Raw genomic sequence first — 26,566 nt, 5'->3', positions numbered from 1 at the left:
CGATCTGACCTCGACACCGTTGCTGAAGACCAGCTCGGCGTAGAAGATGCCATCGCTCAGCCCCGTGATCCGTACCGTTTCCAGGCCGGTCTCCAGAGCGTCGAGCACGTCCCGGAACAGGTCGTGCGTGAGGGGTCGGGCGGGCGCGACCCCCTGTTGGGCCAAGGCGATGGCGGTGGCCTCCACCCCACCGATCCAGATCGGCAGGTAGCGGTCACCCTCGGATTCCTTGAGCAGGACAATCGGTTGGTTCGAGGGCATCTCAACCCGGACGCCGACGACCTCCATGTGCTTCACAGCGGCTCCGTCCCACGAGTCGTCATGCCGGCTGGGCGCTCGTCCCTGCTCCCCCGTTGGATCAGGACCCGAGGGCGAAATCGGCACCCTTCGTTACAAAGCTCTCCGGAGGTGGGGGGCCGCAAACCTCTTCGACCCTCCCACCACCGTCGACCGTGGTCACCGATCCGTCATCGGCGGGGTTTGGTCAGCAGTATCATCCGGAACTTGCCGATCTGGATCTCGTCCCCACCGCCCAGCTCGGCCTCGTCCACCGGTTCCCGGTTGACGTAGGTGCCGTTGAGACTACCGACGTCACGAACCCCGAACCCGTTGCCCCTGCGGAAGAACTCCACGTGGCGTCGGGAGACGGTGACGTCGTCCAAGAAGATGTCACTGTTGGGGTGGCGCCCGGCGGTGGTCACGTCGCTGTCCAAAAGGAAACGACTTCCGGCGTTGGGCCCACGCCGGACCACGAGTAGTGCGGTGCCCGGGGGCAACGCGTCGGCGCTGGCGGGGTCGTCGCCGCCGAGATCCTCACCCGCTTCCTCGTCCTCCAGGGCCTGTATCCCGGAGATGGAGATGGTGGAGGTGACGTCTCCCCCACCGGGCTCCCCGCCCGTGTTGGACGGCGGGCTCTGCTGGTCGGCCCCGCGGAGGGGGGTTCCACAGTGGGAGCAGAAACGGGCATCATCCGCAACGGCGTGACCGCACTGCGTGCAGTAAACGCTCGACATAGGTCGGCTCGGCCTCCTACCGCACGGGGCGGTGCTTGATTCGGCTGATCGGTGGCTCCGGTCGCCGGTCGGACACTGTGCCCGCTCAACGTCCGGAGCTCGGTGGGACGTTCCGCTTTCGCGGCAACGGATCGTCCCACACGGTCGGTCGCTAGGTCTCATCCCCCATGTTCTGCCCCTTGTCACCCCGACGGGCGTCCGCCGTTGCCGGAACCCCCTGCGGTCGGTGGTGACGAGATGCTTCAGGGAACACTCGACTTTAAACCATATCCCTGTCCAGACAGGGTTTCGCTCCCCCGTGGCACGGGCGCGCGACGGGCTCGGCGGAGTCGGCACCCGGGGCACCGCCACACCGGACCTCGGAAGAGATCAACGCCTGTTCTGGAGCAGATGCCCGTCCGAGGGGTTTGGTTCTGTTGAACGCGGAGTGGATTTTCTTCGGCCTCCCGCCCGTGGGCCGACCTGGGGTTCCGCTCGATTCGTCCGCTCGACCGCCCTGTCGGGCGGTTCCGCCCTCCCCGCGGGCGGACCGAAGCCCGTGGGCGCGGACGGCCGTCGCCGCCCACGCCCACGACCTGCCGGTTCAGCCCTCCGCACGCTCCACGACGGAGGCCCATTCGTCCAACAGGGCCTGAGCCTTGTCCGAATCAGGACCTTCGGCCCAAAGATGGGTGACCGCTTCGGCGGTGTCCGGGAGTACCAAGGCCCAGCTTCCGTCCGACTCGATCACGCGGACGCCGTCGGTGGTGTCCAGTTCCCGGTCCTTGGCGGCCTCCACGACCGCGCGCATGACGCTGCCCTTGACCGCCCATGGGGTGGGCACCGAACGGCGCAACAGGTGCGCCTGAGGGATCGCCCGGTCGATCTCCACGATCGGGCGACGGGTCCGCGCCACCAGCCCCAGCAACCGCACGAACGCGGCGATGCCGTCACTGGTGGAGCTGAACTCGGGGAGGACGAATCCGCCCCGGCCGTCGCCGGCGAAGATGATGGCGTCGCCTTCGGCGCGGACCGCCTTGGTGAGCTCGTGGGTGGCGGTGGCCGTCCAGTGCACCTCGACTCCGTGGGCGCCGGCCACCCGCTCGGCCACCCTGGTGGTGGTCACCGGCAGCGCCACCTTGCCCGCACCGCGTTCGGCGGCCACCAGGTCCAGCACCACCAGCAGCGCGCGGTCGTCGTCGATCAGCTCGCCGTTCTCGTCCACGATGGACAGACGTTCGGCGACCGGGTCGAAACGCACACCGAAGTCCGCGCCCGAACCCGACACCAACTCGCCCAGACGTTCCAGGTCGCGCATCTTCTTGGCGACCGTGTCGGTGGGCGAGGCCTCGTCCAGCCGGTTGTTGACGGTGAGCACGTCGACGCCGATCCGGCCCAGCAGCGAGGGCAGGATGAGCGAACCCGTACCGCCCGCGCAGTCCACGACCACCTTCAGCTCGGCCTCGGCCACCCCGGAGGTGTCCACGGACCGTAGGAGGTCGTGAGAGTAGTTCTCGATGTTGCGGGCGGCGAAGGTCAGCTCACCGATCTCCCCGGGGAACGCGCGCCGGTACTCGGCGCGGGAGAAGACCCGGTCGAGTTTGCGCTGGGCGCCCGGCGACAGGTCGGCCCCCTCGCCGTCCAGGAAGATGATGTCGACCGACTCCGGGTCCCCCGGGCTGGTGCGCACGACGATGCCGCCGCTGACGCCGCTCTGGGAGGTGTGGAAGCGCGCCACCGGCAGTGGCACCACCTCCAGGTCTCGCACCTCGATGGCGGTCGCGGTGAGCGCGCTGATGATGGCCCTCTTGAGCGTACGCGCGGCGCGCGAGACGTCTCGGGAGGTCGTGACCATCGCACCCTTCTTCAGGGTGGTGGCGTAGGCGTTGGCCAACCGGACCGCGAGTTCGGGCGTGATCTCGACGTTGATCAGGCCGGACACGCCGCGGGGACCGAACAGGGAGCGTTGGCCCCGTGACTCCCAGACGACGTTGGTGCTGACCACCGCCCCGGCCTCGATGGTCTTGAACGGGTAGACCTTGACGTCGTTGTGCAGGTAGGCCTCGGACTCGATGACGCAGTCCTCACCGATGACCGCGCCCTCCTCGATCCGCACGGCCGCCATGACGTCGGTGTTCTTGCCGATCACGGTGCCGCGCAGGTTGGCGCCGCGGCCGATGAACACGTTGTCGTGGAGAACGGTGCGGTGGGCGAAGGCCTCCGCGCGCACCACGGCGTTGCTGCCGACCACGGTGTACTCGCGCAGTTCCGCGCCGGCCTCGACCTTGGCGTAGTCGCCGATGTAGAGCGGTCCCTTGAGAACGGCCTCGGAGCTGACCTCGGAGCCCTCTCCGACCCACACGCCCGGGGAGACCTCGAAGCCGTCGATGTCGACGTCCACCTTGCCCGAGAGCACGTCGGCCTGGGCGCTCAGGTAGCTCTCGTGGGTGCCCACGTCCTCCCAGTAACCGTCGGCGACATACCCGTAAAGGGGTTCGCCCTCGGCCAGGAGTTCGGGAAAGACGTCACCGGACCAGTCGACCACCTCGCCGGCGGCGACCCTTTCCAGGACCTCCGGTTCCATGATGTAGATGCCGGTGTTGACGGTGTCGGAGAAGACCTGTCCCCAGGTGGGTTTTTCCAGGAACCGCTGGATGCGGCCCTGATCGTCGACGATGATGATGCCGAACTCCAGCGGGTTGGGGACCCGCTTCAGAGCGATGGTGACCTTGGCGCCGCGTTCACGGTGGAAGCGGAGCATGTCGGTGAGGTCGATGTCGGTGAGCGCGTCACCGGAGATGACGATGAACGGTTCGCCGCGTAGATGTTCCTCGGCGTTCTTGACGCTGCCGGCGGTCCCGAGGGGGACCTCCTCGGCGACGTAGTGGAGCTTCATCCCGAGCTCCTCGCCGTCACCGAAGTAGTTGCGGATGAGCGTGGCCAGGAACTGGACGGTGACGACCGTCTCGGTGAATCCGTGCTTGCGCAGCAGGCGCAGGACGTGCTCCATGATGGGCTTGTTGACCACCGGCAGGAGCGGTTTGGGCTGGTTGGCCGTCATGGGGCGCAAGCGGGTACCTTCGCCGCCCGCCATCACGACGGCCTTCATGGGAGGCGTGGTGGGCTTGGGTTCTTCGTTGGGTGCGGTCATCCCCGATCCCCCCGAACGGCCGGGCCGTGGGGGGCGATGGGGGATGCGTGTTCTTCGGAGCGCGCGCCGGCGCGCGCGGTGGGACATGTTCTCATGACGGAGACGACACTCCCTTTCGATCCGACAGGACTCAGGTGAGCCGGCCCGCCGGTGTCACGGATCAGGACCCGTTACCGTCCCGGTCCTGACGGCCCGGTCTCTCCGGGCCCTCGGGCGCCGCGCCGGACTTGCCGTCGACGGTCGCCGGTGCGGTCGAATCGTCCCGTTCCGTGAACCTGCCGTGTCCTTCGTCGCTGTCCGGGTCTCCCGTTTTCACACCCTCGTGATCAGCGCGTTCGGCACGGCGGGACTGTCCGATCAGGCGTAGTCCCTGCACGGCGTAGAGCAACCCGGCCCACCAGTAAAGAGCCGTTCCCCACAGTGCGAACGCCCAACCTACAATTTTGGCCACATCTCCCACGAGAGACGCGTACTCGGCCACGAACAACAACGGGAACGAGTAGAGCAGGCACAAGGTGGCGGCCTTGCCCGCGAAGTTCACCGGGAGCGGGCCGTAGCCGAAGTGGCGCAGCAGCGGCAGGGCACCGATGATGAGGACGTCGCGCAGGACGAGGATGGCCATCAGCCACCACGGCACGATCCCGCGGATGACCAGACCCAGCAGGGCCGCGAAGATGTAGAGCCGGTCGGCGGCCGGGTCGAGGAACTGCCCCAGTTTGGAGGCCTGGTTCCAGGCTCGGGCGATCTTGCCGTCCAGCCAGTCGCTGATCCCGGCGAAGGCGAGCACGAGCAGCGCCCACCAGTCGGCCTCGGGGCCCAGGATGAGCCACAGGAACAGCGGAACGCCCAACAACCGGAGCATGCTCAACAGGTTGGGAACCGTCCAGATGCGGTCGGTGACCACCGGGCCGGCCACACTGCCCCCCGCCTCGTGTCTGCCTTCTTGCGCGGATCGCCCCATGGCGACCACGATAACCGGCGGGATCTTCGTCTCCCGCCGCAGCGCGTTCCGTCGATGTCCCGTGACCCGGCGAAACGGCCGCACACTGATCGTAGCCTGTACGGACTCATCTTCCGGTTCGGGCGCTTCAACCGACGAACGGGTCACCGGGCGCGGTCGCGGGTCCCTTTGCCCCCGCCCGCTCAGGACTTGCGGTTCTCCCCGGTCTCCTCCTCGATCGGGTTCACCGGCCCGGTGTCCTTCATCGTCTCGGAAAGACCGGGTTTGGTGTGTTCCCGGCGCTGCCGGGCCCGATCGGATTCCTTGCGCGCGTCCGTGCCGGACTCGTCCATGGGCACCGACCGCAGGACGTCGTCGGGTCGGTCGTAGTCCACCGGAGGCATCGCCCTCAGCGCCCTCATGATCTCGTCGTCGGCGCCCAAAGAGGCGGCCCGGTCCAGGATCCGTTCCTTGTCCGCGGGAAAGGGCACCTGGCCCAGAATCGTCTTCAGACCCTCGACACCGTGTTCGGTCCCCATCATGGCCCCCTGTTGCTTGTTCGATGAATGACACCGTCGGCCTCGTAGGCACGACTCCCCTGGTCAAAGGGGTGCGCGGCCCGTGAAATCGCACTACCCGCCCGTCACCGGGCACAATCTCCCGCCGAGGGGATCAGCCCAGGGCCAGGATGCGCTCGGCCTCCCGCAGCCCCGACAGCAACGCGCCGTGCACCGTGGCGCTGTGCTCCACGACGGTGGCCTCCCCCGCGAAGAAGACGCGTTCCCCGATCGGGTCGCTCAACGCGAAACGGTCCTGGTCACCGGAACCGACCGCGGTGAAGGAGAACCCTCCTCGCGCGAACGGGTCGTCCATCCAGTGCGTCAGGTAGTGGTCGATCGGGTCCGGTGCCTTCTTGAACATGGCGCGCAGCGACTCCATGGCGTGCTCGACCACCTCGGCGTCGTCCTTGCCGGCCAGGAAGCGCGCCGCGTTGCCGCCGTTGCGACAGACCAGGACCGGAACCCCGAACACGTTCTGTCCCGAGTACCAGTGGAACCAGGTGCCCTCCTCGGTCCCCAGGTGCACGATCACCTCGGCGTCGCCCCAAAAGACCTCGTCGAAGCGCAGGAACAGCTTCTCCAGGCGACCGTTGCCCAGTCGCTTCAACGACTCGCGCTTGTCCTCGGGCAGCGGCGGATCGAAGTCGACCTGGCCGGCCTGCAGGACCCCCAGCGGCAGGGTCACCAGGACGCGGTCGGCGGTGAGGGTCTCCTCTCCGCCCGGGGTGTCCACCCGGACCCGGACCCCGTCCTCGTCGTGGTCCACCGACAGCACGACGTGCTCGAAGCGCACGTCCAGTCCTCGGGCCAGATGGTCGGTGAGTCGACCCATCCCGTCGGGGAAGACGACGTCGTCACCGCTGAATTCGTGGCCGGCGGAGACCGCCGTGAAGGCGATCTCCTCGGCGTCGGCGCCGTGATCGCCCTCGGCCATGCGGTGCACGATCTCCGCGGCGTCTCGGGCTCGGGCACGGACCAGGTTGACGTCGTAGAGGGCATGCTCGATGCCCTGCTCCATGGACTCCTCCTCGCCGGCAGCGACCGTGGCCCAGTACATGTGCTCGTGAAGGAGGTTGACGTCCTCCATGTTGCGGCGGTGCCGGTCGAAGAGGAGACGCCGCCCCTTGGGGTCGTAGGCGGTCTCGGTGGCCCGGTTGAAGGTCGCCGTACGCACGCCGGCCTCGCGGACCAGGCGGGAGAGCGGGTTGTCCTCCTCACCGCGCATCCAGGAGGCGCCGACGTCCAGGGCCGCTCCGCCCCAGGTGTACACGGAGTGGATCCGTCCGCCGGTGCGGTCACGGGCCTCCAGTACGGTGACCCTCTCCCCCTGTTCGGCGAGTCGGTCGGCGGCCGCCAGCCCGGACATGCCCGCCCCGAGGACGATGGTGTGGCCGCGGCCGGCTTCGGCGTCACGGCCACGCGGCTCGGGTTCGGCGTCGCGCTCGGCGGTCTCCTCGCCGGTGACCTCTTCCCGGGCGCTCTCCCCGTTCACGTCCTCGCTCATCGTGTTCCCCCTGCTCCTGTCGGCGGCCGACAAGTGCGAGCCTAAGCTCACGTGCGGCTCCGACCTGGGAGGACACCCCGGGAGAACCCGGGCGGGCGATCGTCGAAGGGGTGACGGTGGCCGGCGCTCTCCACCGGCCACCGCCCGAGAGGCACCCCTCCCCGGGGCGGCGGGCCACGGGGAGGGACTGACCGCGAGGTGTCGTCCGTCCCCGACACCCCTCGTTCAGGAAACCTAGTGCGCAAGGCTTTCGGTTTCCTTTCGTCCTTCCGGCACCGAGCCCCGCACAAAGCGGTGCGCCGGGCGCCCGAAGGCACCCGGCGCACGATGGCGCTTTCCGATCACTTGGAGTCGGAGGGCGGCGTGTCCTCCTCGCCCTCGAACTCGAACCGCTCCTTGCGGAGCTCGCCCTCGACGTGCTCCTCACGGGTGACGTCGCGCTTGCGGACGTGGACCTCCTCCACCGGAACCCTCCTCTTGGAGACCACCGGGCGCTCCTCGTAGAGCGTGAAGACCTGCTCGCCCTCCTCCATGTCGGTGCCCGTCTCATCCTCGTCGGTCACCTCGGCGGGGTCGGTGATCGGCCGACGTTCCACCTCCAGTTCGTCGTGGTGCACCGGGACGGTCTCCTCGAAGCGCTCGGTGTCCACGAGCCGGCGCATCCGCGCCTGCCCGCTCTCTCGGCGTTCGACACCGATGTCCACCTGCTCCTCGTGCCGGATCATCGAGACCTCTTCGGCACCCGGGTCGACCGGGCCGCCCAGACGCTCACCCGAATGGGTACGGCCGACCATGGTGCCGGTGTCGCCCTCTTCCGTCCAGGTGTTGGTCTCCTCGTCCGTGGCCATCGGCCCCGGTCCGCCGGCCTCGCGGTCCTCGGTCGTCATGCCGCCCTCGCCCATGGGGATCGCCTCGTCGGTGTCGCGGCGCCCCTCTCCCATGGTCGGGTCCTGGTCGGTGGTGACCGGCGCGCCCGTGGGGGGCGGCCCGCTCATGCTGTCGGCCTCGCCCCCGCTCTGTCGGGGCACACCGCCGTGCTTGGCGAAGTAGTCGCGGACGATCGCCTCGTCCTCGGGAGCGACGTGGCGGTCGGCCTCCACCTGCGGAGCGTCCTTGACCGTCGCCTTGTCGTAGGGGATCTGAATGTCCTCCGCCATCGGTCGGGCCCCCTGGAGCGGCACCAGGGTCTCCTTCATCCCGAAGAGTCCGGTGTGGACCGAGACCCAGCTGGGCTCCCCGGTGCGGTCGTCCAGGAAGACCTGTTTGATCTTCCCGACGTTGTTGCCTTCGGGGTCGAGTACGTGATGCCCGATGAGGTTCTCCGGTACGAGTTCGCTGGTCACTGCGCAACCCCTTCCTGGTTCGCGGGAGGCGGGGCTGGTTCGCCTTCCGATCGCCCTCGCCCCCTACCCTCACCAGGTGCCGATACGAATACTCTCACCAGGACTTATGCGAGTTCCAACCGAATCCGATCCTGCTATTGGTCCGGCACGGGAATCATTGACCCGCGCCCGGGGCCCCGTTGACCCTCTCGGGACCGGGGCCGGACGCGGGCCGCGGCCGGGTCAGCAGGTGTCGTCCCGGCTCCCGTCCAGTACCACGTCGACCACGCGGGTGTTCACCGCGCAGGGTTGTTCGTTGATGGCGCTGTCGACCACGGTGAGGTTGGACAGGGTCACGTCGGAGGTGTTGTCGAACTCGTCCCGGGCGGCGATCCGGATGTCGCCGGGGCCCTGGACGGTCCCGCCCTCGGCGGCGATGGTCACGTTGTGGCAGTTCTCGATCAGCACGGCGTTGCCGCCGGTGTCGGCGATGTCGACCCGGTCGATGACGGCGCCGCCGCTCTCGGACACGCAGAAGACGCCGCGTCCACCTCCACGGGCACGGACCTCACCGACCCGGATGTTGGTGGGGTAGGCGTCACCGACCCGGCCGTTGCGGTTGGCCATGCGGAAGGCGGCGTACCCGGTCCCGGCTCCGGTGTTCTCGGCGTCGACCAGGCCGATGTCGGCGTTCTCCGTGTCGTTGAGCAACAGCCCCGAGTAGCCGGTGTCGCGTGCGGTCACCGTGCCGACGGTGAACCCGTCGACGCCGTAGGTCTCCACACCGTGGTTGTCGGTACCGGAGACGAACACGTCGTCGATGCCGATGTCACGGGCCGTGCGGCCGGAGTCGTCGTCGCGGCTGTCCATGCGCATGCCCAGTCCGGAGGACAGACGCAGGTCGACCTGGCCGAAGTGCACGTCCTGGGCGCTCTGCACGAAGACACCGAAGTAGGGGTTTCCGGTCAGGGACAGGTGGGGAACGGTGACGTCCTCGACGCGCCGGATGCGCACCGCGGCGTGGTTCGCGGCCACCGGCCCGGTGACGTCGATGGTTCCGCAGACCTCCAGGAGGGTGTGCGAGGGCAGGTCCAGGGAGGTGTCGCCGGGCATGGAACCGGATCCGTGGACCACGACACCCTGCTGTTCGCTGCGTCCGGGGTCGAGGCCCTCGACCCCGGCGCGCATCGCGGTGAGCATGTCCTCGCCCTCGTGGACGACGTCCGCGCCCACACGAACGGTCCAGGTGGAACCGTCCTGGACGACCTCTGCCCGGTAGGTACCGGAACCGCACTCCGCGGCGGCGGCGTCGGCGTTCACTCCGGCGGCCTGCACGACGGGTCCGGGACCGTCGGTGGTGGTCAGGGCTGTGGCCAGGCCGACGCCGAGGGTCAGCGCGGCGACCGCGGATCCGGTGGCCGCGCGTCGCGCGCGGCGGGTCCTGGTGTGTCGGGGATCGTTCATGGTGCCTCTCCTGTACGGGCCCGAACGGAGGGGCCGCTCGGGCCGAGCGGGGGTGGGAGCGCTCCGAGTTCGGGAAGCTAGCACGGAAAACGCTTTCCCGATACCGGTCGGGCAGGGGACACCGAAGAGCCCGCCTCCGGGGTTTTGCGGAGGCGGGCTCGTGGACACGCCTAGCGTGGGCGATCCTCAAAGAGGCCGGGGTGAGGCGACGTTCGCCGGGAGCAGGGTCACCCCTTGACCGCGCCGGCGGCCAGCCCCGAACGCCAGTACCGCTGCAGCGTGAAGAACAGGATGACGAGGGGGACGATCCCCAGGAGCGCGCCGAGCATGACCGCTCCCTTGTCCGGGGAGAAGTAGCTCATCATCCCGTAGAGGCCCAGGGTGACGGGCTTCAGTTCGGGTGAGGAGACCATGAGCAGCGACAGCAGGAAGTTGTTCCACGTCGCGACGAAGATGAAGAGGAAGATCGTCACCATCGCCGGTCCGAGGAGTCGGAGGACGATCGTGAAGAAGATCCGCGCCTCGCTCGCTCCGTCGATGCGCGCCGCCTCGATGATCTCGGTCGGGACCGCGGTCTTGGCGAAGACGATGCCCAGGAACACACCGAAGGGCGAGGCCGCGGACGGGATGATGATCGCCCAGATGGTGTTCGTGAGCCCGAGCGCGTCGAACTCGATGTAGAGCGGAACGGTCAGGAGCGCGATGGGAAGGAGGAGACCTCCCATGATCGCGCCGACGAAGACCTTCTTCCCGGGGAACTCGAACTTCGCGATCCCGTAGCCCGCCATCACGGCCAGGAGGGTGCCGATCGCCCCGGCCGCCCCGGAGTACAGGACCGAATTGGCGACCCAGCGCCAGAACAGGCCCTGGGTCCAGTGCATCAGGCTCTCGTAGTTCTGGGCGAGGTTGAAGTCGGCGAACCAGAGACCGAACGTCGACGCGAGGTCGGCGTTGTTCTTGGTCGAGGCGACGATCAGCCAGTACACGGGGACGAGGAAGTACAGGCAGGCCCCGATGAGGACCATGATGCCCAGCGCGCGGGCGAGCGGTGACGGACCGAGCGACGGAGGGGGGAACCCGGGTCCGGTCCGGCCCCGACGCGAACGGGGTTTCTTGGCGGTGGTGGCGACGGACAAGGTCACTCGCCCTTCTGTCGTTGAGCGAACGCGTAGATCGCGGCGAGTGCGCCGGCGATGACCGCCATCAGCAGCGAGACGGCCGAAGCCGGTCCGCTGCCCGAAGGCGTGACCTGCCCCATGAGGCTGTTGTAGGCCAGCATCATCGGCGTGTAGTCGTTGCCCATCCACTGGTTGACGGTCTGCATGATGACGGGCTCGTTGAACAACTGGACGGTCCCGATGATCGACAACAGGATCGCCAGGAGCGCGGCACCGCGCACCAGCGGGATCTTGATCCGGGTCGCGATCTGGAACCCCGTCGCCCCGTCCATGCTCGCCGCCTCGTACAGCTCCCGCGGGATCGCCTGCAAAGCCGCGAGGAAGATCAGCATGTTGTAGCCGGTGAAGGTCCACGTCGTCATGTTCGCCATCGAAAGGATGATGACGTTGGGCGCCATGAGATTCGTGCCGTCCGGGAGGTACTCCAGGAACGGTGACAGCCGTGGTGTGTACAGGTACGCCCACATCATCGCCGCGATGACCCCGGGAACGGCGTAGGGCAGGAAGAACGCCAGACGGAAGAAGGCGACCCGGCGCACGATGAAGGAGTCCAGGAGAAGGGCCAGGAAGAGACCGCTTCCGATCATGAGCGGGACCTGGATCAACCCGAACAGGGTGACCCTGCCCATGCCCTTCCAGAAGGCACCGTTCGTCGCGGCCGCGACGAGGTTGTCGAGTCCGACGAACTGGTCGACGAGCTCACCGCCACCGTAGAGTCCACCGCCGGAGGCCACCTGGGCGAAGAGCGCCGACCGGATCGAGACGATGATGGGGATGAGGAAGACGACGACGAACAGGACGAGGAAGGGGGCCAGGAACAGGAAACCTGTGAGGCCGTTCCCGCTCATCCGCGCCTTCGAGCGGGGACTCTCGGTCTTCGCCGCAAGAGTGAGTGGCATGGGTTCTCTTTTCCGGGGGCCGACCCGAGAGGAGGGGTGACCGCTCTTCTCGGATCGGCCTGATCGGTGTCGGGGGTGATCCGGTCCGGCTCGTCGGCCGGATCCGCACCGAACGATTCCTAGTTGTCGGCCACCGCGATGCCGAGGTTGTCGAGCGCTTCGACGCTCGTCGTCTGCGCGGTCTCGAAGATCTCCGCGACGGGCACCGATCCTTCGCCGGCCTCCGACGCCGTGGTGTTCATCGCCGAGAGCGCGGCGAACCCGGGCACGTACACGAAGTCGGGGCTGAGTGCGGCGTTCGCGACGTTCATTTCCTCGAAGACGTCCTGTCCACCGAACTGTCGCGTCATCTTCTCAGGGGTCTCGGGGGCCCCGGTGGCTGCGACGACGAGTCCCTGGGTGGCCAGGTCGTCGACCTGGGTGTTGAACCAGTCGTTGAACGCCATGGCCTCCTCGGCGTACTCGCAGTCCTTCATCACCGCGACACCGGAACCTCCGTCGGGACCGGTGGTGGCCGATTCACCGAAGGCGGGGAGCTGCGCGACGCGCCACTGACCCTCGGCCTCGGTTCCGTCGAGGGGGTCCAGGAGGAAGCCGGCCTCCCACGCGGCGCCGATGTGGCCGATGAGGGAACCGTCGGTCAGCGCCTGGGTGAACTCGTCACCCCACCGGTCCTGGACCAGTGCCTCCTCGTCGTCGATCAGCTCCTGCCAGAAGGAGGCCACCACCTCGGTGCCCGCACCGCCGGTGTCGACGAGCCACTCCTCACCGTTGGCGGTGAACCAGTTGTCACCGGCCGCGGCCGCCTGACCGGAGAGCCAGTACTGCGCCTCGTCGGGCGTGAACGCCACGGCGTACCGGTCCTGGGCCGCGGCCTTCGCCGCGATCTCGCTCAGTTCGTCGATGGTGGTCGGCACCTCGACGCCGAGTTGGTCGAAGGCGGCCTCGTTGTAGTAGTAGACGAGGGGACCGGTGTCCTGGGGCAGCCCGACGACCGTGTTCCCGACGTTCATCAGGGAGTAGGCGCCCTCGGAGTAGTTGTCCTTGTACCGGTCGGCCTCCGACCGCACGTCCTGGAGCAGGCCCTTCACGTACAGGTCGGGCACCTCGCCGTAACCCACCTGGGCCAGGCACGGCCCCGTGCCCGCGTTGACGTCGGTCTCCAGTTTCAGGGCCATCTCACTGGCGTCACCGTCGAACTTGGTGGCCTCGACCTGGATCTCGGGGTGGGACTCGTTCCACTTGGCCACGATTTCGCTCACCGGGGTCATGCCTTCACCATCGGGCAGGCGGTGGAGGTAACTGAGGGTGACCGCCTCGCCGTCGGAGCCGGCGCCGGAGCCGCATCCCGTGAGCAGCAGTGCCCCCGAACCGAGTACGGCGCAGGCCGTGGCCATCTTGGACCGGGCGAACCTTCTCATCCCACACTCCTCGTGAAGTCGCTCTGCGTGACCATCGCCCACGCCGTCGCAACGGTGTCTAGTGAAATGAGAGATTACGATCGATATGCCGTGAGATCAATCATCATTAATCAACCCGTTATGGCTTTCACGCACAGAGACGGCGATCACACGGATGGTCACCGAAGCCCCGCATCCCCTGGGGTCGACCAGCCCACGGTGAACTTTCCTGAACGAATCTATGGACAAGCGAGCGAAACCGCTCATACTGTCCCAGTGGTCGGCCCCGAGGTGGGCCGCTCGTCCGCCTCCCCCGGGTCGCACCGCGCGCAGGAGGTCGGGCCTTCCCCTTCCATCGCTAGGAGCCCCATGGCAAGCCACCCGTCATCCGGCGTCGATTCGGCCGTGAACGCCCCGACCCTCACCCACCGTGACGGCAGGTTCTGGCGGGACGGTTCGCCCCACCAGATCCTCGCCGGATCGATGCACTACTTCCGGGTGCACCCCGACCAGTGGCGGGACCGTCTGCTTCGCCTGGTCGACCTGGGGCTCAACACCGTCGACACCTACGTCGCGTGGAACTTCCACCAGCCGCGTCGGGACGAGGCACCGGACTTCACGGGATGGCGGGACCTGCGACGCTTCCTCCAGACCGCCGCGGAGGTCGGCCTCGACGCGATCGTGCGGCCGGGTCCCTACATCTGCGCGGAGTGGACCAACGGGGGGCTCCCGACCTGGCTGACCGCCGGGCACACCTCGCTGCGCACCGGGGACGGCCGCTTCCTCGAACCCGTGGCCACCTGGTTCGACGCCCTCCTGCCCCAGTTCACCGACCTCCAGGCCTGCTTCGGAGGGCCTGTCATCGCCGTGCAGGTCGAGAACGAGTACGGAAGTTTCGGCGACGATCCCGACTACGTGCCGGCCATCCGCGACCTCCTCGTTCGTGGACGCGTCCGGGAACTGCTCTACACGGCCGACGGCCCGACCGACCCCATGCTCGACACGGGGGCGATCGATGGAGCCCTCATGGCGCTGAACTTCGGGTCGCGCGCGGACGAGGCCCGGTCCGTCGGGCGTCGGCGAAGGCCCGGGGAGCCGTTCTTCTGCGCGGAGTTCTGGAACGGTTGGTTCGACCACTGGGGTCACCCCCACCACGTGCGTGACGCCTCCGACGCCGCGGCGACGGTGGCCGACATCGTCGCGGACGGCGGCAGCGTGAGCCTCTACATGGCCCACGGCGGCACCAACTTCGGTACCTGGGCGGGCGCCAACGACGTGGACGGAGAACTCCGACCCACCGTGACCAGCTACGACTCGGACGCGGCGGTGGCCGAGGACGGAACCCTGACCGAGAAGTTCCACGCGATCCGCAGGGCCCTCGGGGCACCCGAGGTGGTGCGTTCGAAACCACCGGCGATGGTCACGCCCGTGACGGTGCCGGCGGCGGCGGGGACCGGGCTCCTCGCCGGGCTGACGGAGCTCTGCTCCGCACCGGTGCCCACGTACTCGACGGGTTCGTTCGAGGAACTCGGCTTCGAGGGCCCCATCGTCCGTTACGAGGCGAAGGTCCTCCTGCCCGACCACCCGGTCGAGCTGACGCTTCAGGAGGTCAGGGACCGTGTTCTGGTGTACGTGGACGGGGTCTTCGTCGGCTCGGTCACCGCTTCGGGTTCGGTCACCGTGTCGGGGCACGGCGGTCCGAGCCGGGTGACCCTGCTCGTGGAGGCCCTCGGTCAGATCAACTACGGCCCCCGGCTGGGCGAACGCAAGGGGCTCGTCGGACCCGTGCTCGTCGATGGTCGTCGGATGATCCAGCGATGGAACGTCTCGGAGCTCCCCTTCGACTCCTGGGACCGGCGGGCGGTCACCGAGGCCGGCGACACCGACCCCCGCGGCGCGGGTTTCGCGTTCGCGACCGTCACCCTGCCCGAACCCGCCGACGCCCATCTGGCCCTGCCCGGGTTCGGGAAGGGGTTCGTGTGGGTCAACGACTTCCTCCTCGGCCGTTACTGGGAGGTCGGCCCCCAGCGGACCCTCTACGTGCCACGGCCCCTGCTCCGGACGGGCGACAACGAGATCGTGGTGCTCGAACTGGAACGTCGCGGCGCGGAGGTCGAGCTGCGCGACCGCCCGGATCTGGGCCCCACCGAGGAGTACGTCGAGAACCTGTGAGCCGCCACTGAACGGCCATCGGGCCGGGACGATCACGAGCACGGATCATCTGATTGATTTTGATCGTTTCTCTCTATTAGGATCATGAGACGTCATCGCTTGATGGCGTCGCACTGCCAAGAGAAGTGGGAACATGCCAGGCACCTTCGTCGATGTAGAGATCGCTTCCCAGCCCGACCTGTGGGAGCACGCGTCGTCGCTCCTTCCGGAGGTCGAGAGTCGCCTCCCCCGTGACGGGGAACGTGTCGCCGTCGTCGGCTGCGGCACGAGCTGGTTCGTCGCCCAGAGCTACGCGGCCCTGCGCGAAGCCCGGGGAGCCGGGGTCACCGACGCCTTCGTCGCCTCGGAGTTCCCGGCCGGCCGCGACTACGACCGGGTCGTGGCGCTGTCCCGATCGGGGACGACCACGGAGGTCATCGACCTGCTCCGCGCCCTCGGCGGGGCGCCGAGCCTGCTCATCACCGGGGTGGAGGACTCCCCCGCCGCCGCCCTGGCCGGCGAGACCATCGTCCTGGCCTTCGCCGACGAACAGTCCGTGGTGCAGACGCGCTTCGCGACGACGACGTTGGCGTTGCTGCGGGCCCACCTCGGTGAGGACATCGCCGCGGTGGCCGAACACGGTCGCCGAGCGCTGGAGATCGACCTGTCCACGCTCCTGACCGCCGAACAGGTCACCTTCCTCGGCCGTGGCTGGAGCGTGGGGCTGGCCTCGGAGGCCGCGCTGAAGACCCGCGAGGCGGCTCGGTTCTGGGCCGAGGCCTACCCGGCCATGGACTACCGCCACGGCCCCTTCGCCATCGCCGAACCGGGCCGGCTCGTGTGGGCGCTGGGCGAGGTGCCCGAAGGGCTCGCGGAGGAGGTCGCCGGCGCCGGAGCCGACTTCGTGCACCACGAACTCGACGCGATGGCGGCCCTGGTCGTCGCGCAGCGCTTCGCCGTGGCCCTGGCCCAGGACAGAGGGCTCGACCCCGACCACCCGCGTTCGCTCACCCGCTCCGTCGTCCTCTCCGGAGACTGACCCATGACCGAACAGGTCGGCCTCGGGCCGGGGGCCCCGGTTCTCGCCGCCGACGTGGGAGGGACCGAGACGAAGATCGGTGTGGTGGACGAGTCCGGCCACATCGGCCCTCCCGTGCGCGTCCCGACCCCGCCGGGCGACCCCGACACCCCGACCGCGATCCTGAAGACCATCTCCGAGGCGGCCCGGGACCTTCCCGGGTTCGATCGGGTGGAGGCCGTCGGGGTGGCCCTTCCCGGAGTCTTCGACGAAGACCGCGAGGTCGGGGTCTGGTCGGAGAACCTGGGTTGGCGCGACGTCGACTTCGGGTCCCTCGTTCGGGAGCACTTCCGTCTACCCGCCGTCTGCGCCCATGACGTACGCGCGGCCGCGTTGGCCGAACTACGGCTCGGGGCGGCCCGTGGCCTGCGGGACGTCGCCGTCCTGACCGTGGGGACCGGGATCGCCGCGGCGATCTTCGTCGACGGCCGACCCCACGTTCGCGGTGGTTACGCCGGGGAGATCGGCCACGTCGTCGTCGACCCGGCCGGGGAGCCGTGCCCGTGCGGGAATCGCGGTTGCCTGGAGGCGACCGCGTCCGCGGCGGCGATCGCGCGTCGCTATGGCAAGGCCTCCGGCGAAGCGGTCACCGGTGCGCGGGAGGTGCTCGAACGCGCCCGCTCCGGTGACCGGGCGGCCAAGATGATCTGGTCGTCGGCCGTGGACGCCCTCGCCTCGGGGATCGCGCACTTGAGCGCCGCGATGGCACCGCAGGCGATCGTCGTGGGCGGTGGCCTCTCCGAGGCCGGCGAGGACCTGTTCGGCCCCCTCCAGGTGGGCGTGGACGCTCGTTTCCGTCTTCGTCCGACGCGGCTGTCACGAGCGCGTCTGGGCGAGGACGCCGGGGTGATCGGCGCCGCCATCGGAGCGAGGGAATGCGCCATCCCATCGCGAGGGCGTGAGGGAGGTCCGCGGCCATGATCGTGACCGTCACCCCCAACCCGGCGGTCGATCTCACGATCACCACCCCGATGTTCGACCCCGGCACCACGCAGGTGGTCCCTCCCGCGCGCCGACGCGCTGGGGGCAAGGGCCTGAACGTGGCCCGTGTGCTGGCCCAGACCGGGCACGCCACGCGGGCCATCGCCCCCGTCGGCAAGGAGGAGGCCGGATGGTTCGCCGCCGACCTCGGCGACGGCCTGGAAACCGACTTCCTCTCCTGTGAAGGGGCCACGCGGTGCACCTACGCGATCGTCGAGTCCGAGACCGGACGCACCTCGATGATCACCGAGACCGGTCCCGCTCGCACTCGTGACGAATGGAACGGCCTGGTCGACCTGGTGGAGCGCAACACCTCCGAGGCGCGCACCCTGGTGATGAGCGGCTCGCTGCCTCCCTCACATCCCGAGGACCTGGTCTCCGACGTCGTCGGGCTCGGCCGGGCCGCGGGGGTACGCGTCATCGCCGACCTGAGCAAGCGTGCCCTCCTCTCGGCGGCCCGTGCCGGGGCCGACGTCCTCAAACCGAACCTCGACGAACTGCGCACGGCCACCGGCGTCGCCGACCCGATCGAAGGTGCGCGGACGTTGCAGCGCGAAGGCGCCCGGCTCGTGTTCGTCTCGCTCGGCGAGGAGGGGATGCTCGCCGTCCCCGCCGACCCGTCCGAGGCCGTGCTGCACGCCCGCCTGGGGCGGGTACTGCGCGGCAACCCCACCGGTGCGGGAGACGCCGCGGTCGCCGCCATCTCGATCGGCGCGAACGACGAGGCGCCGGCCGAGGCGCTGCGCCGGGCGGTCGCCTGGTCCGCGGCCGCGGTGCTCACCCCGCTCGCCGGAACACTCCACCAGAGCCACCCCGACCTCCTCCACGAGGTCGTCGTCTCCCAGACCTGAAGGAAGAACCCGTGCCGCTTCGCCCCACCGCCCCCCTTCTCGCCGACGCCGCCGCACGCGGTGTGGGTGTGGGGGCGTTCAACCTCGTCAACCTGGAGACGGCCCAGGCCCTCGTCGGCGCCGCCGAGTCCAGCGGTCTCCCCCTCGTCCTGCAGATCTCACAGAACTGCGTCGTCTACCACCAGGGCCGTATGGGCCCGCTGGCCAAGGCCGTGGCCCAGCTCGCCGAGGAGTCGACCGCCACCCTCGCGCTCCACCTCGACCACGCCGAGGACGCCGACCTCACCCGCGCCGCGGTGGACCTCGGGTTCGGTTCGGTCATGTACGACGGAGCGGCCCTGCCCTACGAGGAGAACGTGGCCACCACGCGGGCCGTCGTCGAGTACGCGCGCGCCGCGGGGGTCATGGTCGAGGCCGAACTCGGGGAGATCGGCGGCAAGGACGGCGCCCACAGGCCCGGGGTCCGTACCGACCCCGACCAGGCCTTCTCCTTCGTGCAAGAGACCGGGGTGGACGCCCTGGCCGTGGCCGTGGGTTCCACCCACGCGATGACCCGACGCGAGACCATTCTCGACAACGGGCTCATCCGTGACCTGCGCGACTCCGTTCCCGTCCCGCTGGTCCTGCACGGTTCCTCCGGGGTCCCGGACTGCGGACTTCGCGAGGCGGTCAGATCGGGGATCGTCAAGGTGAACGTGTCCACCCACCTCAACGGCGTCTTCACCGGAACCGTCCGTGAGCGTCTGGGGGACGACCCCCGCATGGTCGATCCGCGCAAGTACCTCGGTCCCGCCCGCGAGGCGATGGCGGCGGAGTCGGCACGACTGCTCCGGGTCATCGCCGAGCAGGAAGTGGTGGCCGCATGAGCGCCCTGTCGGGCTTCGGCGACCCCGACGCGGACGACGTGCTGATCCACTCCGTCGCGCTCGTGGACCAGGGGGTGCGCCTCGAAGACGCCTGGATCGCCTTCCGGAACGGGCGAGTACACGCTCGGGGCCGCGGAGGGAGCTGGAGTGAACGCACCGCCCGCACGCTGCGCGACGGCACGGGAGCGATCCTCACCCCGGGCTTCGTCGACATCCACTGCCATGGGGCGGCCGGTACCGGCTTCGACGACGCCGAGGCTCGCGCCGCCGCTCTGGACGAGGCCCTCGCCGTGCACGCCGCGCACGGCACGACCCGCGTCGTCCTCTCCCTGGTCTCGGCTCCGATCCCGCAGATCACGGACCGCCTGAAGGCCCTGCACGAATACGTGTCCCTGCGTCCCACCGTGCTGGGCGTGCACCTGGAGGGACCGTTCCTGGCGGACTCGCATCGTGGTGCGCACGATCCCGCCCATCTGACCGAGCCCGACCGTGCCTCCGTCGACGCCCTGCTCGGGGCGGGTCGGGGCAACATCCGCCAGGTCACCATCGCCCCCGAGCTCCCCGGGGCGCTGTGGGCGATCGACACCCTGGTCGGCGAGGGGATCACCGTGGCGGTGGGGCACACCGGGGCCGACGCCGACGTCGTCCGTGACGCCTTCGCCGCGGGTGCGAGCGTCCTCACCCACGCGTTCAACGGGATGCGCGGGCTGCACCATCGCGCTCCGGGACCCGTCGCCGCCGCCGTCGAGTCCGGGGCCACGTTGGAGGTCATCGCGGACGGCGTGCACGTCGACCCGACGATGATCGGGTTCCTCCACGCGTTGGCCCCCGGGCGGATCGCACTGGTCACCGACGCGATGGCCGCGACGGGTTGCGCCGACGGGGAGTACGTACTCGGTTCACTTCCGGTACGGGTACGCGAGGGGGTGGCCCGGCTGAGCGAGGGTGACTCCATCGCCGGTTCGACCCTCACCACCGACGTCGCCCTGCGGATCGCGACCACGCGCAGCGGAATGTCGTTGCCCGAGGCGGTGGCCTCTTTGACCACCATCCCCGCCAGGGCGATCGGTCGGCCCGATCTGGGTACGTTGCGGGTCGGTGCCGTCTCGGACGCGGTCCTGTTGGACGAGGGGTTGCGCGTGCGCGCGGTCTGGGTCGAGGGACGTGAGGTTCCCCGACCCGCTTGATCCGAAAGGTCGGGGTCACACGACGGTGACCTCGACCTTCCTGCCTTCGAGTTCCTCGACCATCTCGGGGGCCACCCCGGAGTCGGTCACCAGACCGTGCACGGCGTCGAGCTCACAGATCCTCGCGAAGGCCGTGGACTGGAACTTCGTCGAGTCCGCCACCACGACCACGCGTCGAGCGGTTCGGGTCAGGGCGGCGTTGACCGCGGCCTCACCGTCGTCCTGGGTGAACAGGCCGTTTCCGGGGTCGATGGAGTTGACCCCGAGGAAGAGCGTGTCGACGGTGATCTCGGGGAGAATGAGCGAGGTCAGCGGGCCGATGAGTTCATAGGACCGCAGTCGGGCCACCCCGCCGAGCACCACGATGCGCAATTGGGGTCGAACGATGAGGTCGTTGGCGATGTTGATCGCGTTCGTGACCACGGTCGTCTCGGTGTCGGAGAAACTCTTGTCGGCGGCGGCGCGAACCCCCACTTCGAACGCCGCGGCGGTGGTCGTGGTGCCGCCGTTGAACGCGATGACGCTGCCGGGCTCGACCATCTTCGCGACCTGGCGGGCGATCATGTTCTTCTCGCGCCACTGACGCGAGGTGCGATAACGCAGCGGAATGTCACCGGAACCGCTGTTGGCCATCGCCCCACCACGGGTGCGAACGATGAGTTGTTGCGAGGCGAGCGCGTCCAGGTCCCGCCTGGCGGTGGGCATGGAGACCGCGAACCTGTCGGTGATCTCCTCGATACGCACCGAGCCTTCCGCGACAATGTACTCGACCAGTCGCGACAGGCGTTCTTCTCGCTCCACGGTGATTTCCGTTCCCAACGTTGCGGTGCGCTCTTACCTGTTCCTGCGAGAGAACCGACCGGATGGCTTCGGACGGTTATCGAAGGGGTTATCGTTCAGGTCAGAGTATCTCAAATGAGTCGCTCGAAATTCTAACGATATGGAACTTTTCCCGGCACACGGCAGAAAGACCCCGAACATCGTCCACGGGATCGGATCCGGTAGAACCCGTCGATCCTCACCAGGCACTTCTTCCGTCGACCTTGCCGCTTCGCGCCCGCGCACCCACCATCACGACCGGCGGTCACCCGGGGAAAATTCGCACTCTCCGATTCGACGCGCGAAAAGCCCGGACGGCCAGACTCAGCGTGCTTGTGATAACGCACACCGTGGCACTCGGAGAGGAGGCGGTCTGCCTCCACCCCCTGCCAACGGCAGGAATAGCCGGCCCCGCACCACCGCTCCCTCGAATTCCACCTCGGCGCGTGCTGGAGGGGCCCACTTCGATCCTGCCATCCGCGTGTGCTTCCATCAGCCTACCGAGTATCTGATGGGTACCTCGATCTCAGTCGTGGAGGACCCTCGGAGGGACGAGGAAGAGCCCACCCCGGGCAGGGGCCGGGGCGGGCGGTATGGGAGGTCGATCGGACCTTGCGCCCCGGGGCACCCGAGCGCCGCCCTCGACGACATGATCGCCGAACGACGCGGGGGCCCTTCCTCTTTCGGTGTCTCAGCGATGTGGTGAAGCGGCGGGCGAATCTCCTGGCTCAGCCGGGGACCAAGGCTCGAAGCCGTGCGGCTACCCGGGGGTGTCAGTGCCCTTCATGGAGGAGACGAAGGTACTCCACTCCATCGAGGAGAACATCAAGTGCCCGAGGTCCGGTTGTCTGGAATCACGCATGCCGCACTCTCCCGAGACCGAGCGAGCAGCTTCAACGCATTCCCCACTCGCCTTGGAGTAGCTGCTCTTGTACCACTGTTCCCTCAAGTCTCACCTCAGCGCGCTACGCAGACCAGCCTTGGTCTTCGCGTCCCCATGGGCTTCCATGCGTAGCTTATCCAGTACGCGTAGATACTCCTCCACTTCATGAGGATCATCCCGGAAGAGAACACTCTTGTGTTGTTCCACGTGTACGACACTGAGGGCACCGACATCGATGACGGTGAACGGCCCCGTCTCCATTGCCGCATGGACACCCACCTCGTACGGGAGCAGCTGAACGGTCACATGCGGCTCCGCCATGAGCCCGATCACGTGTTCGAGCTGAGCACGCATGACCGCGGCTCCTCCCACCCTCCGATGAACAGCGGCCTCATCGACGATGACCCAAGTCTGGGGACGAGCACTCATCCACACCCGTTGGCGCTCTTTACGCACCCCGATGCGCCTGTCGATCTCCTCCTGACCGAGGTCGGCCATGCTGCCCGCGGCCAGAGCTCGCTGATAGTCCTCCGTCTGGAACAGGCCGGGAATGTGGATGGCGTCATAGCGCTCGATCTTGCGCGCATCCCCTTCGAGACCGATATAGGTGCCGTAGTCCCCTTTGATGCCGTACCTCTGCCACCAACCCGACCCACGAGCACGCTCACGCAACTCCAGGTAAAGATCGGTCTCGCCCTCGGATACCTCGTAGTACTCCAACAACGCATGGAGATCACGCCTACGAGGAATCGCCCCGCTGGGGTCCTCCCACCTGGTGATGCTGCTCGGTGCCACGTCGATGGCCCTGGCCACGTGGCCATCGAGCCCCTCACGGACTACCTGCGGTTCGAGTGCGTTTGTGCCTACCGCTCCAACGTCGAAGCGGGCGAAGACGTCAACATCCTGCCCATCGGTGAGGGTTCCTGGCCTGAGGGCATCCCTCGATTCGACTACTGGTTGTTCGACTCAGAGCGCCTGGTGCGCATGAACTACGCCCCGGACGGCACCATGCTCACCCCTGAACCGGTGAGTGAACCCGACGAGCTGGTACGGGCCAACGCCGTACGTGACCGGGCACTGCATCTGGCCACTCCGTTCAGCGAATACGAGAAGCGCTTCGACATCGACATGCGACCCTGTGACGAACACCGAGAATCATCGGACCACCAACACCGCGCACGGCGATCCTGAAGCCCTGTTGCAGACGGGAGCGGTGCACGGTGATGTCCACATCACGCCCAAAGCCCGTCGAGCCACCTTCGTTCCTCGCCAACTTCCGCTACCCGCCAACAGGTTCGTGGACCGCAAGGCTCAATTACGGCAGCTGGACACACTGACGACACAGGCGTCCGGTCAGGGTGTACCAGTCGTGCTCCTGGCCGGGCCACCCGGCGTCGGCAAGACCGCGTTGGCCGTGCACTGGGCCCATCGGGCACGCGTTCGCTTTCCGGACGGGGACCTCTACGTCAGCATGCACGGCCACGCTCCCGGAGCACGTGCGCAAGCCTCCCAGGCGCTCGACACGATCCTGAGGACACTCGGGGTCGCCACTGAGCGCATTCCCCCTGGACAGGGAGGGCCGCTCGGCACTGTACCGATCCGAGGTGCATGGCAAGCGCTTGTTGGTCGTCATCGACGATGTACTCGATCCGGCGCAGGTGCGACCTCTCCTACCCGCCTCATCCGGCAGCATGACCGTGGTGACCAGTCGAAGCACGCTCCCCGGGCTGGTCGCGCATGAGGGCGCCGAACGCCTGCTCCTGGGTGTCCTTCCCCTTTCCGACTCGGTGGATCTGCTGCGAGCAACGGTCGGAACGCGCGTGGATTCCGAACCGGAGGCCGCACACAATCTGGCCGAGCAGTGCGCACGCCTACCACTGGCCCTCAGAGTCGCCGCGGAGCGGCTCCTTGACCGGCCGGACACGGCGCTGATCGATCTGGTGGAGGAGCCGGCCGCCGAAGAGTCCCGTTTGGACACTCTCGCGGAGGAGGACGAGTTGAGTGACCTACGTGCCGTGATGACCGCCTCCTACCAGAGCCTGGACGCCGAGGCCGCCCGGTTCTTCCGGCGCCTGGGACCGCATCCGGGACCGGAGTTCTCCGTCGCGGCCGCGGCGGCGCTCACCGGTGTCCCGGGTACCGAGGCCCGTAGGCTTCTGGGCCGCCTGACACGGGCCAACCTCGTGGAACGGCCGCGCGTCGACCGCTTCCGTCCTCACGACCTGGTGCGTCTGTACGCCGTGGAACGGGTTCGTACCGAAGACGGACATGATGGGGTGTCCAGGATCATCGGACGCATCGCGCGGTGGTACACACATGCCGCCTCCCAGGCTCAGCTGACCGCGCACCCGCATTTCCCCGTCGTGCCCGGAGGCGAGACACCGCAGGAGCTACCCGATTTCGCCTCTCTCCAAGAGGCCCTCTCCTGGTTCGAGACCGAGCACACGAACCTCGTCGCCGTGGCGGAGGCCGCCCTGGACCACGGCCATCACGACCAGGCCTGGCGCCTGCCCGCTAGTATCCACCCCCTGTTCGAGGCGCATCGACACTGGCACGCATGGGTGGACCTGCACGGGGTCGGGCTGAGGGCGGCGGAGAACGCCGAGGATCCCTTCGGGTCGGCCCGTAACCATCTGGGTATGGGCGACGCCCTGTGGCTGATAGGGGACCTCGATAAGGCCGAGCGGCACTACCGGTCGGCTTTGGAGACCAGCGACACCTGGGTGGAGGGGTTCGCACTGCGGCAACTGGTTCTGGTCGCCTGGCAACGCGGTGAACGGGACGCCGAAGCCGTGAGGCTCGTGGAGCGCTCCCGCGTGGTCTTCCGAGAGGCCGGAGAGCGGCGGGGCGAGGCGACGTCCCTGTTCAGCCTGGCCGACCTCGGTGCGGATCTGGACCGGTGGGAGGAGGCGTTCGGGCATTGTCAGGCGGCCATGAACGTCTTCGAGGAGATCGGCGCCGGGTGGAGCGTGGCCTGGGCCCGCTGTTCCCTGGGCCGGATCCTCACCGGCATGGACCGGGGCTCAGAAGCCGTTCCGGAATACCGGGCGGCCATCGCGGTCTTCGGCGAGCATGAGGACGCCGACAGCCGTGCGGTGGCCCTGCTCGGCCTGGGTGAGGCTCATGTCGGGCTGAACGAAGCGGGGCGGGCACGTGAGGCATGGAGCACCGCCCTGGACTACCTCCGGGACCACGACGACCCTCGTACCCGCGAGGTGGAGGAACGGTTGGGCGCTCTGGAACCCTGATGGGCACAAAGGAGCCCGCCCCGGGCAGAGGCCGGGGCGGGCGGTCATGGGAGGTCGATCAGACCTTGCGCCACCGGGGCACCCAGGCGCCGTCCTCGACGACGTAGTCGCCGAACAGCGCGGGGGCCTCCTCCTTCAGTGTCTCACCGATGAGTTGGAAAAGCAGGCGAATCTCCTCTTCCGCGCCGGGGGCGGTACGGGCCTCGAGGGTGTGCCGCAGGGTTCGCACGTTGGCGGTCCACACCAGACCGGTGGCCACGCCCTCGGGGGCGAAGCGACGCATGAACGACGTCTTGTGCTTCTTCTCGGCGAACTTCACGCCCTCGTCGTCCAGACCGAAGTGCTCGGCCATCCAGAACTGGAACTCCTCCATCTGCTGGAGCATCGCCGTGGCGCGCTCCATCAGCTCGGGGTCCTCCTCGGCCCAGTCCGGGAACCAGAACGGCAGGTCGGTCAGGCGCACGAACCGCAGCGACTCCTGGGAGACCGCGACACCGGGACGGTGGCGGATGAGTTCGTGGGTGAGCACACGCGAGACGTTGTGCAGCACGAAGCTGAAGCTGATGTGCTCCAGTACCGAACCGTGCAGGCTGGCCAGCAGGTTGCCCAGGTACTGGTCCTGGTCCTTGCGCACCCGGGTGACGTTGGGGTTGAGCCCCGGTTCCCAGGAGCGGTAGCACAAACGCCCGGCGAACTCGGCGAGGTTCTGGGGGTCGTTGAGGTGGGCGTCGAGCTCACCTCGGTCGAACCGTTCGATCCACGCCTCGCCCCCGACCTCCTTGAGGTAGTCGGTGATGGCGTCGTAGTCCACCTGCGGACGTGCGACCAGGCGGACCTGGGGATCGACCTTCTTCACAGCACCCTCTCCTCGCAATTCCCCCGACCCATGGCACGCTTCGATCCCGTGACCCGGGGATCTGATCGGGGAACGGTACACGCGATGGGGTTGGGCCGATCGGCCTCCCACGAGGGTACACGCCCGACTCAGGAATAGGGTCTGTCCTCCCGTGCGAGGGTGGGGACACACCCGACCCCTGGCCGCTCTCGTCGAAGAACAGTGCTCGTTGGGAAGGTTCGGCCGCTCGCTAGAGG

The 26,566-nt window shown here is 68.3% G+C and carries 24 protein-coding genes; 9 read left to right on the top strand and 15 right to left on the bottom strand.

The features are described 5' to 3' along the window. The 11 genes from K8V84_RS16610 to K8V84_RS16560 all read right to left on the bottom strand — a co-directional run. Window positions 1–297: bifunctional nuclease family protein (locus tag K8V84_RS16610; RefSeq protein WP_304075922.1), on the bottom strand; the 297-nt coding region annotated here is incomplete at its 3' end. Window positions 298–467: 170 nt separating this feature from the next. Continuing rightward, window positions 468–1,013: an FHA domain-containing protein gene (locus K8V84_RS16605; RefSeq protein WP_304075919.1), complete on the bottom strand. Its 546-nt coding sequence runs from the start codon at window positions 1,011–1,013 to the stop codon at window positions 468–470. Window positions 1,014–1,596: 583 nt separating this feature from the next. After that, a complete protein-coding gene (locus K8V84_RS16600) occupies window positions 1,597–4,101 on the bottom strand; it encodes a mannose-1-phosphate guanyltransferase (protein WP_304075927.1) in 2,505 nt (834 codons plus the stop codon). Window positions 4,102–4,303: 202 nt separating this feature from the next. After that, on the bottom strand, window positions 4,304–5,059 hold the full coding sequence (locus K8V84_RS16595; RefSeq protein WP_304075926.1) for a CDP-alcohol phosphatidyltransferase family protein: 756 nt from the start codon (window positions 5,057–5,059) through the stop codon (window positions 4,304–4,306). 227 nt (window positions 5,060–5,286) lie between these two features. Further along, window positions 5,287–5,622 carry a DUF2795 domain-containing protein gene (locus tag K8V84_RS16590; RefSeq protein WP_304075918.1) on the bottom strand — a complete coding sequence of 112 codons (336 nt, stop codon included), beginning with the start codon at window positions 5,620–5,622 and terminating at the stop codon, window positions 5,287–5,289. A 133-nt stretch (window positions 5,623–5,755) separates the two neighbouring features. After that, the gene (locus tag K8V84_RS16585) at window positions 5,756–7,147 is read right to left on the bottom strand and encodes an NAD(P)/FAD-dependent oxidoreductase (RefSeq protein WP_304075916.1); all 1,392 of its coding nucleotides are present in this window, start codon (window positions 7,145–7,147) and stop codon (window positions 5,756–5,758) included. Between the two features lie 341 nt (window positions 7,148–7,488). Then, the gene (locus tag K8V84_RS16580) at window positions 7,489–8,490 is read right to left on the bottom strand and encodes a YsnF/AvaK domain-containing protein (RefSeq protein ID WP_304075914.1); all 1,002 of its coding nucleotides are present in this window, start codon (window positions 8,488–8,490) and stop codon (window positions 7,489–7,491) included. A gap of 222 nt (window positions 8,491–8,712) precedes the next feature. Then, complete coding sequence (locus tag K8V84_RS16575) at window positions 8,713–9,933, bottom strand: right-handed parallel beta-helix repeat-containing protein (RefSeq protein ID WP_304075913.1); 1,221 nt, start codon at window positions 9,931–9,933, stop codon at window positions 8,713–8,715. Window positions 9,934–10,160: 227 nt separating this feature from the next. Next, window positions 10,161–11,075 carry a carbohydrate ABC transporter permease gene (locus K8V84_RS16570; protein ID WP_304075911.1) on the bottom strand — a complete coding sequence of 305 codons (915 nt, stop codon included), beginning with the start codon at window positions 11,073–11,075 and terminating at the stop codon, window positions 10,161–10,163. Continuing rightward, window positions 11,072–11,959: a sugar ABC transporter permease gene (locus K8V84_RS16565; RefSeq protein ID WP_304075909.1), complete on the bottom strand. Its 888-nt coding sequence runs from the start codon at window positions 11,957–11,959 to the stop codon at window positions 11,072–11,074. Before K8V84_RS16565 ends, K8V84_RS16570 begins: the two co-directional genes overlap by 4 nt. 170 nt (window positions 11,960–12,129) lie before the next feature. Then, window positions 12,130–13,431, bottom strand: a complete 1,302-nt coding sequence (locus tag K8V84_RS16560; RefSeq protein WP_304075907.1) for an ABC transporter substrate-binding protein — start codon at window positions 13,429–13,431, stop codon at window positions 12,130–12,132. A 384-nt stretch (window positions 13,432–13,815) separates the two neighbouring features. Between K8V84_RS16560 and K8V84_RS16555 the strand changes: the two genes are divergently transcribed. From K8V84_RS16555 to K8V84_RS16530, 6 genes are all read left to right on the top strand, one after another. After that, entirely contained in the window at window positions 13,816–15,582 is a 1,767-nt protein-coding gene (locus tag K8V84_RS16555) for a beta-galactosidase (RefSeq protein ID WP_304075906.1), read from the top strand. A gap of 133 nt (window positions 15,583–15,715) precedes the next feature. Continuing rightward, window positions 15,716–16,600, top strand: coding sequence for an SIS domain-containing protein (locus K8V84_RS16550; protein WP_304075904.1), 885 nt, complete (start codon window positions 15,716–15,718; stop codon window positions 16,598–16,600). Window positions 16,601–16,603: 3 nt separating this feature from the next. Beyond that, a complete protein-coding gene (locus K8V84_RS16545) occupies window positions 16,604–17,560 on the top strand; it encodes an ROK family protein (RefSeq protein WP_304075902.1) in 957 nt (318 codons plus the stop codon). Beyond that, window positions 17,557–18,471: a 1-phosphofructokinase family hexose kinase gene (locus tag K8V84_RS16540; protein WP_304075900.1), complete on the top strand. Its 915-nt coding sequence runs from the start codon at window positions 17,557–17,559 to the stop codon at window positions 18,469–18,471. The genes K8V84_RS16545 and K8V84_RS16540 overlap by 4 nt, the downstream gene beginning before the upstream one ends. A gap of 11 nt (window positions 18,472–18,482) precedes the next feature. Further along, window positions 18,483–19,337 carry a class II fructose-bisphosphate aldolase gene (locus K8V84_RS16535; protein ID WP_304075898.1) on the top strand — a complete coding sequence of 285 codons (855 nt, stop codon included), beginning with the start codon at window positions 18,483–18,485 and terminating at the stop codon, window positions 19,335–19,337. Next, window positions 19,334–20,524, top strand: coding sequence for an N-acetylglucosamine-6-phosphate deacetylase (locus K8V84_RS16530; protein WP_304075896.1), 1,191 nt, complete (start codon window positions 19,334–19,336; stop codon window positions 20,522–20,524). Before K8V84_RS16535 ends, K8V84_RS16530 begins: the two co-directional genes overlap by 4 nt. Before the next feature lie 15 nt (window positions 20,525–20,539). Here the strand turns inward: K8V84_RS16530 and K8V84_RS16525 are convergent, their stop codons facing one another. From K8V84_RS16525 to K8V84_RS16515, 3 genes are all read right to left on the bottom strand, one after another. Continuing rightward, the gene (locus K8V84_RS16525) at window positions 20,540–21,325 is read right to left on the bottom strand and encodes a DeoR/GlpR family DNA-binding transcription regulator (protein WP_304075895.1); all 786 of its coding nucleotides are present in this window, start codon (window positions 21,323–21,325) and stop codon (window positions 20,540–20,542) included. Between the two features lie 778 nt (window positions 21,326–22,103). After that, window positions 22,104–22,292 (bottom strand): DUF397 domain-containing protein, encoded by a 189-nt coding sequence (locus K8V84_RS16520; protein ID WP_304075893.1) that lies wholly within the window; start codon window positions 22,290–22,292, stop codon window positions 22,104–22,106. A gap of 3 nt (window positions 22,293–22,295) precedes the next feature. Further along, window positions 22,296–22,946 carry a DUF5753 domain-containing protein gene (locus K8V84_RS16515; RefSeq protein ID WP_304075891.1) on the bottom strand — a complete coding sequence of 217 codons (651 nt, stop codon included), beginning with the start codon at window positions 22,944–22,946 and terminating at the stop codon, window positions 22,296–22,298. A 93-nt stretch (window positions 22,947–23,039) separates the two neighbouring features. Here K8V84_RS16515 and K8V84_RS16510 point away from each other — a divergent pair, with 93 nt between their 5' ends. From K8V84_RS16510 to K8V84_RS16500, 3 genes are read left to right on the top strand one after another with little or no spacing between them, the layout of a single operon-like run. After that, window positions 23,040–23,417, top strand: coding sequence for a DUF6879 family protein (locus tag K8V84_RS16510; protein WP_304075889.1), 378 nt, complete (start codon window positions 23,040–23,042; stop codon window positions 23,415–23,417). After that, a complete protein-coding gene (locus K8V84_RS16505; protein WP_369696640.1) occupies window positions 23,365–23,967 on the top strand; it encodes an AAA family ATPase in 603 nt (200 codons plus the stop codon). Before K8V84_RS16510 ends, K8V84_RS16505 begins: the two co-directional genes overlap by 53 nt. Beyond that, window positions 23,885–25,474 carry a tetratricopeptide repeat protein gene (locus K8V84_RS16500; protein ID WP_304075887.1) on the top strand — a complete coding sequence of 530 codons (1,590 nt, stop codon included), beginning with the start codon at window positions 23,885–23,887 and terminating at the stop codon, window positions 25,472–25,474. Before K8V84_RS16505 ends, K8V84_RS16500 begins: the two co-directional genes overlap by 83 nt. A gap of 58 nt (window positions 25,475–25,532) precedes the next feature. Here the strand turns inward: K8V84_RS16500 and thyX are convergent, their stop codons facing one another. Further along, window positions 25,533–26,330: an FAD-dependent thymidylate synthase gene (thyX, locus tag K8V84_RS16495; RefSeq protein WP_304075885.1), complete on the bottom strand. Its 798-nt coding sequence runs from the start codon at window positions 26,328–26,330 to the stop codon at window positions 25,533–25,535. Between the last annotated feature and the right edge of the window lie 236 nt (window positions 26,331–26,566).

Origin of the sequence: Nocardiopsis listeri, assembly GCF_020741345.1 — a bacterium.
In the GTDB taxonomy this organism is placed as follows: domain Bacteria; phylum Actinomycetota; class Actinomycetes; order Streptosporangiales; family Streptosporangiaceae; genus Nocardiopsis; species Nocardiopsis listeri_A.
The sequence above is the reverse complement of the archived record's forward strand: the minus strand, read 5'-3'. Positions and strand labels throughout refer to the sequence as shown.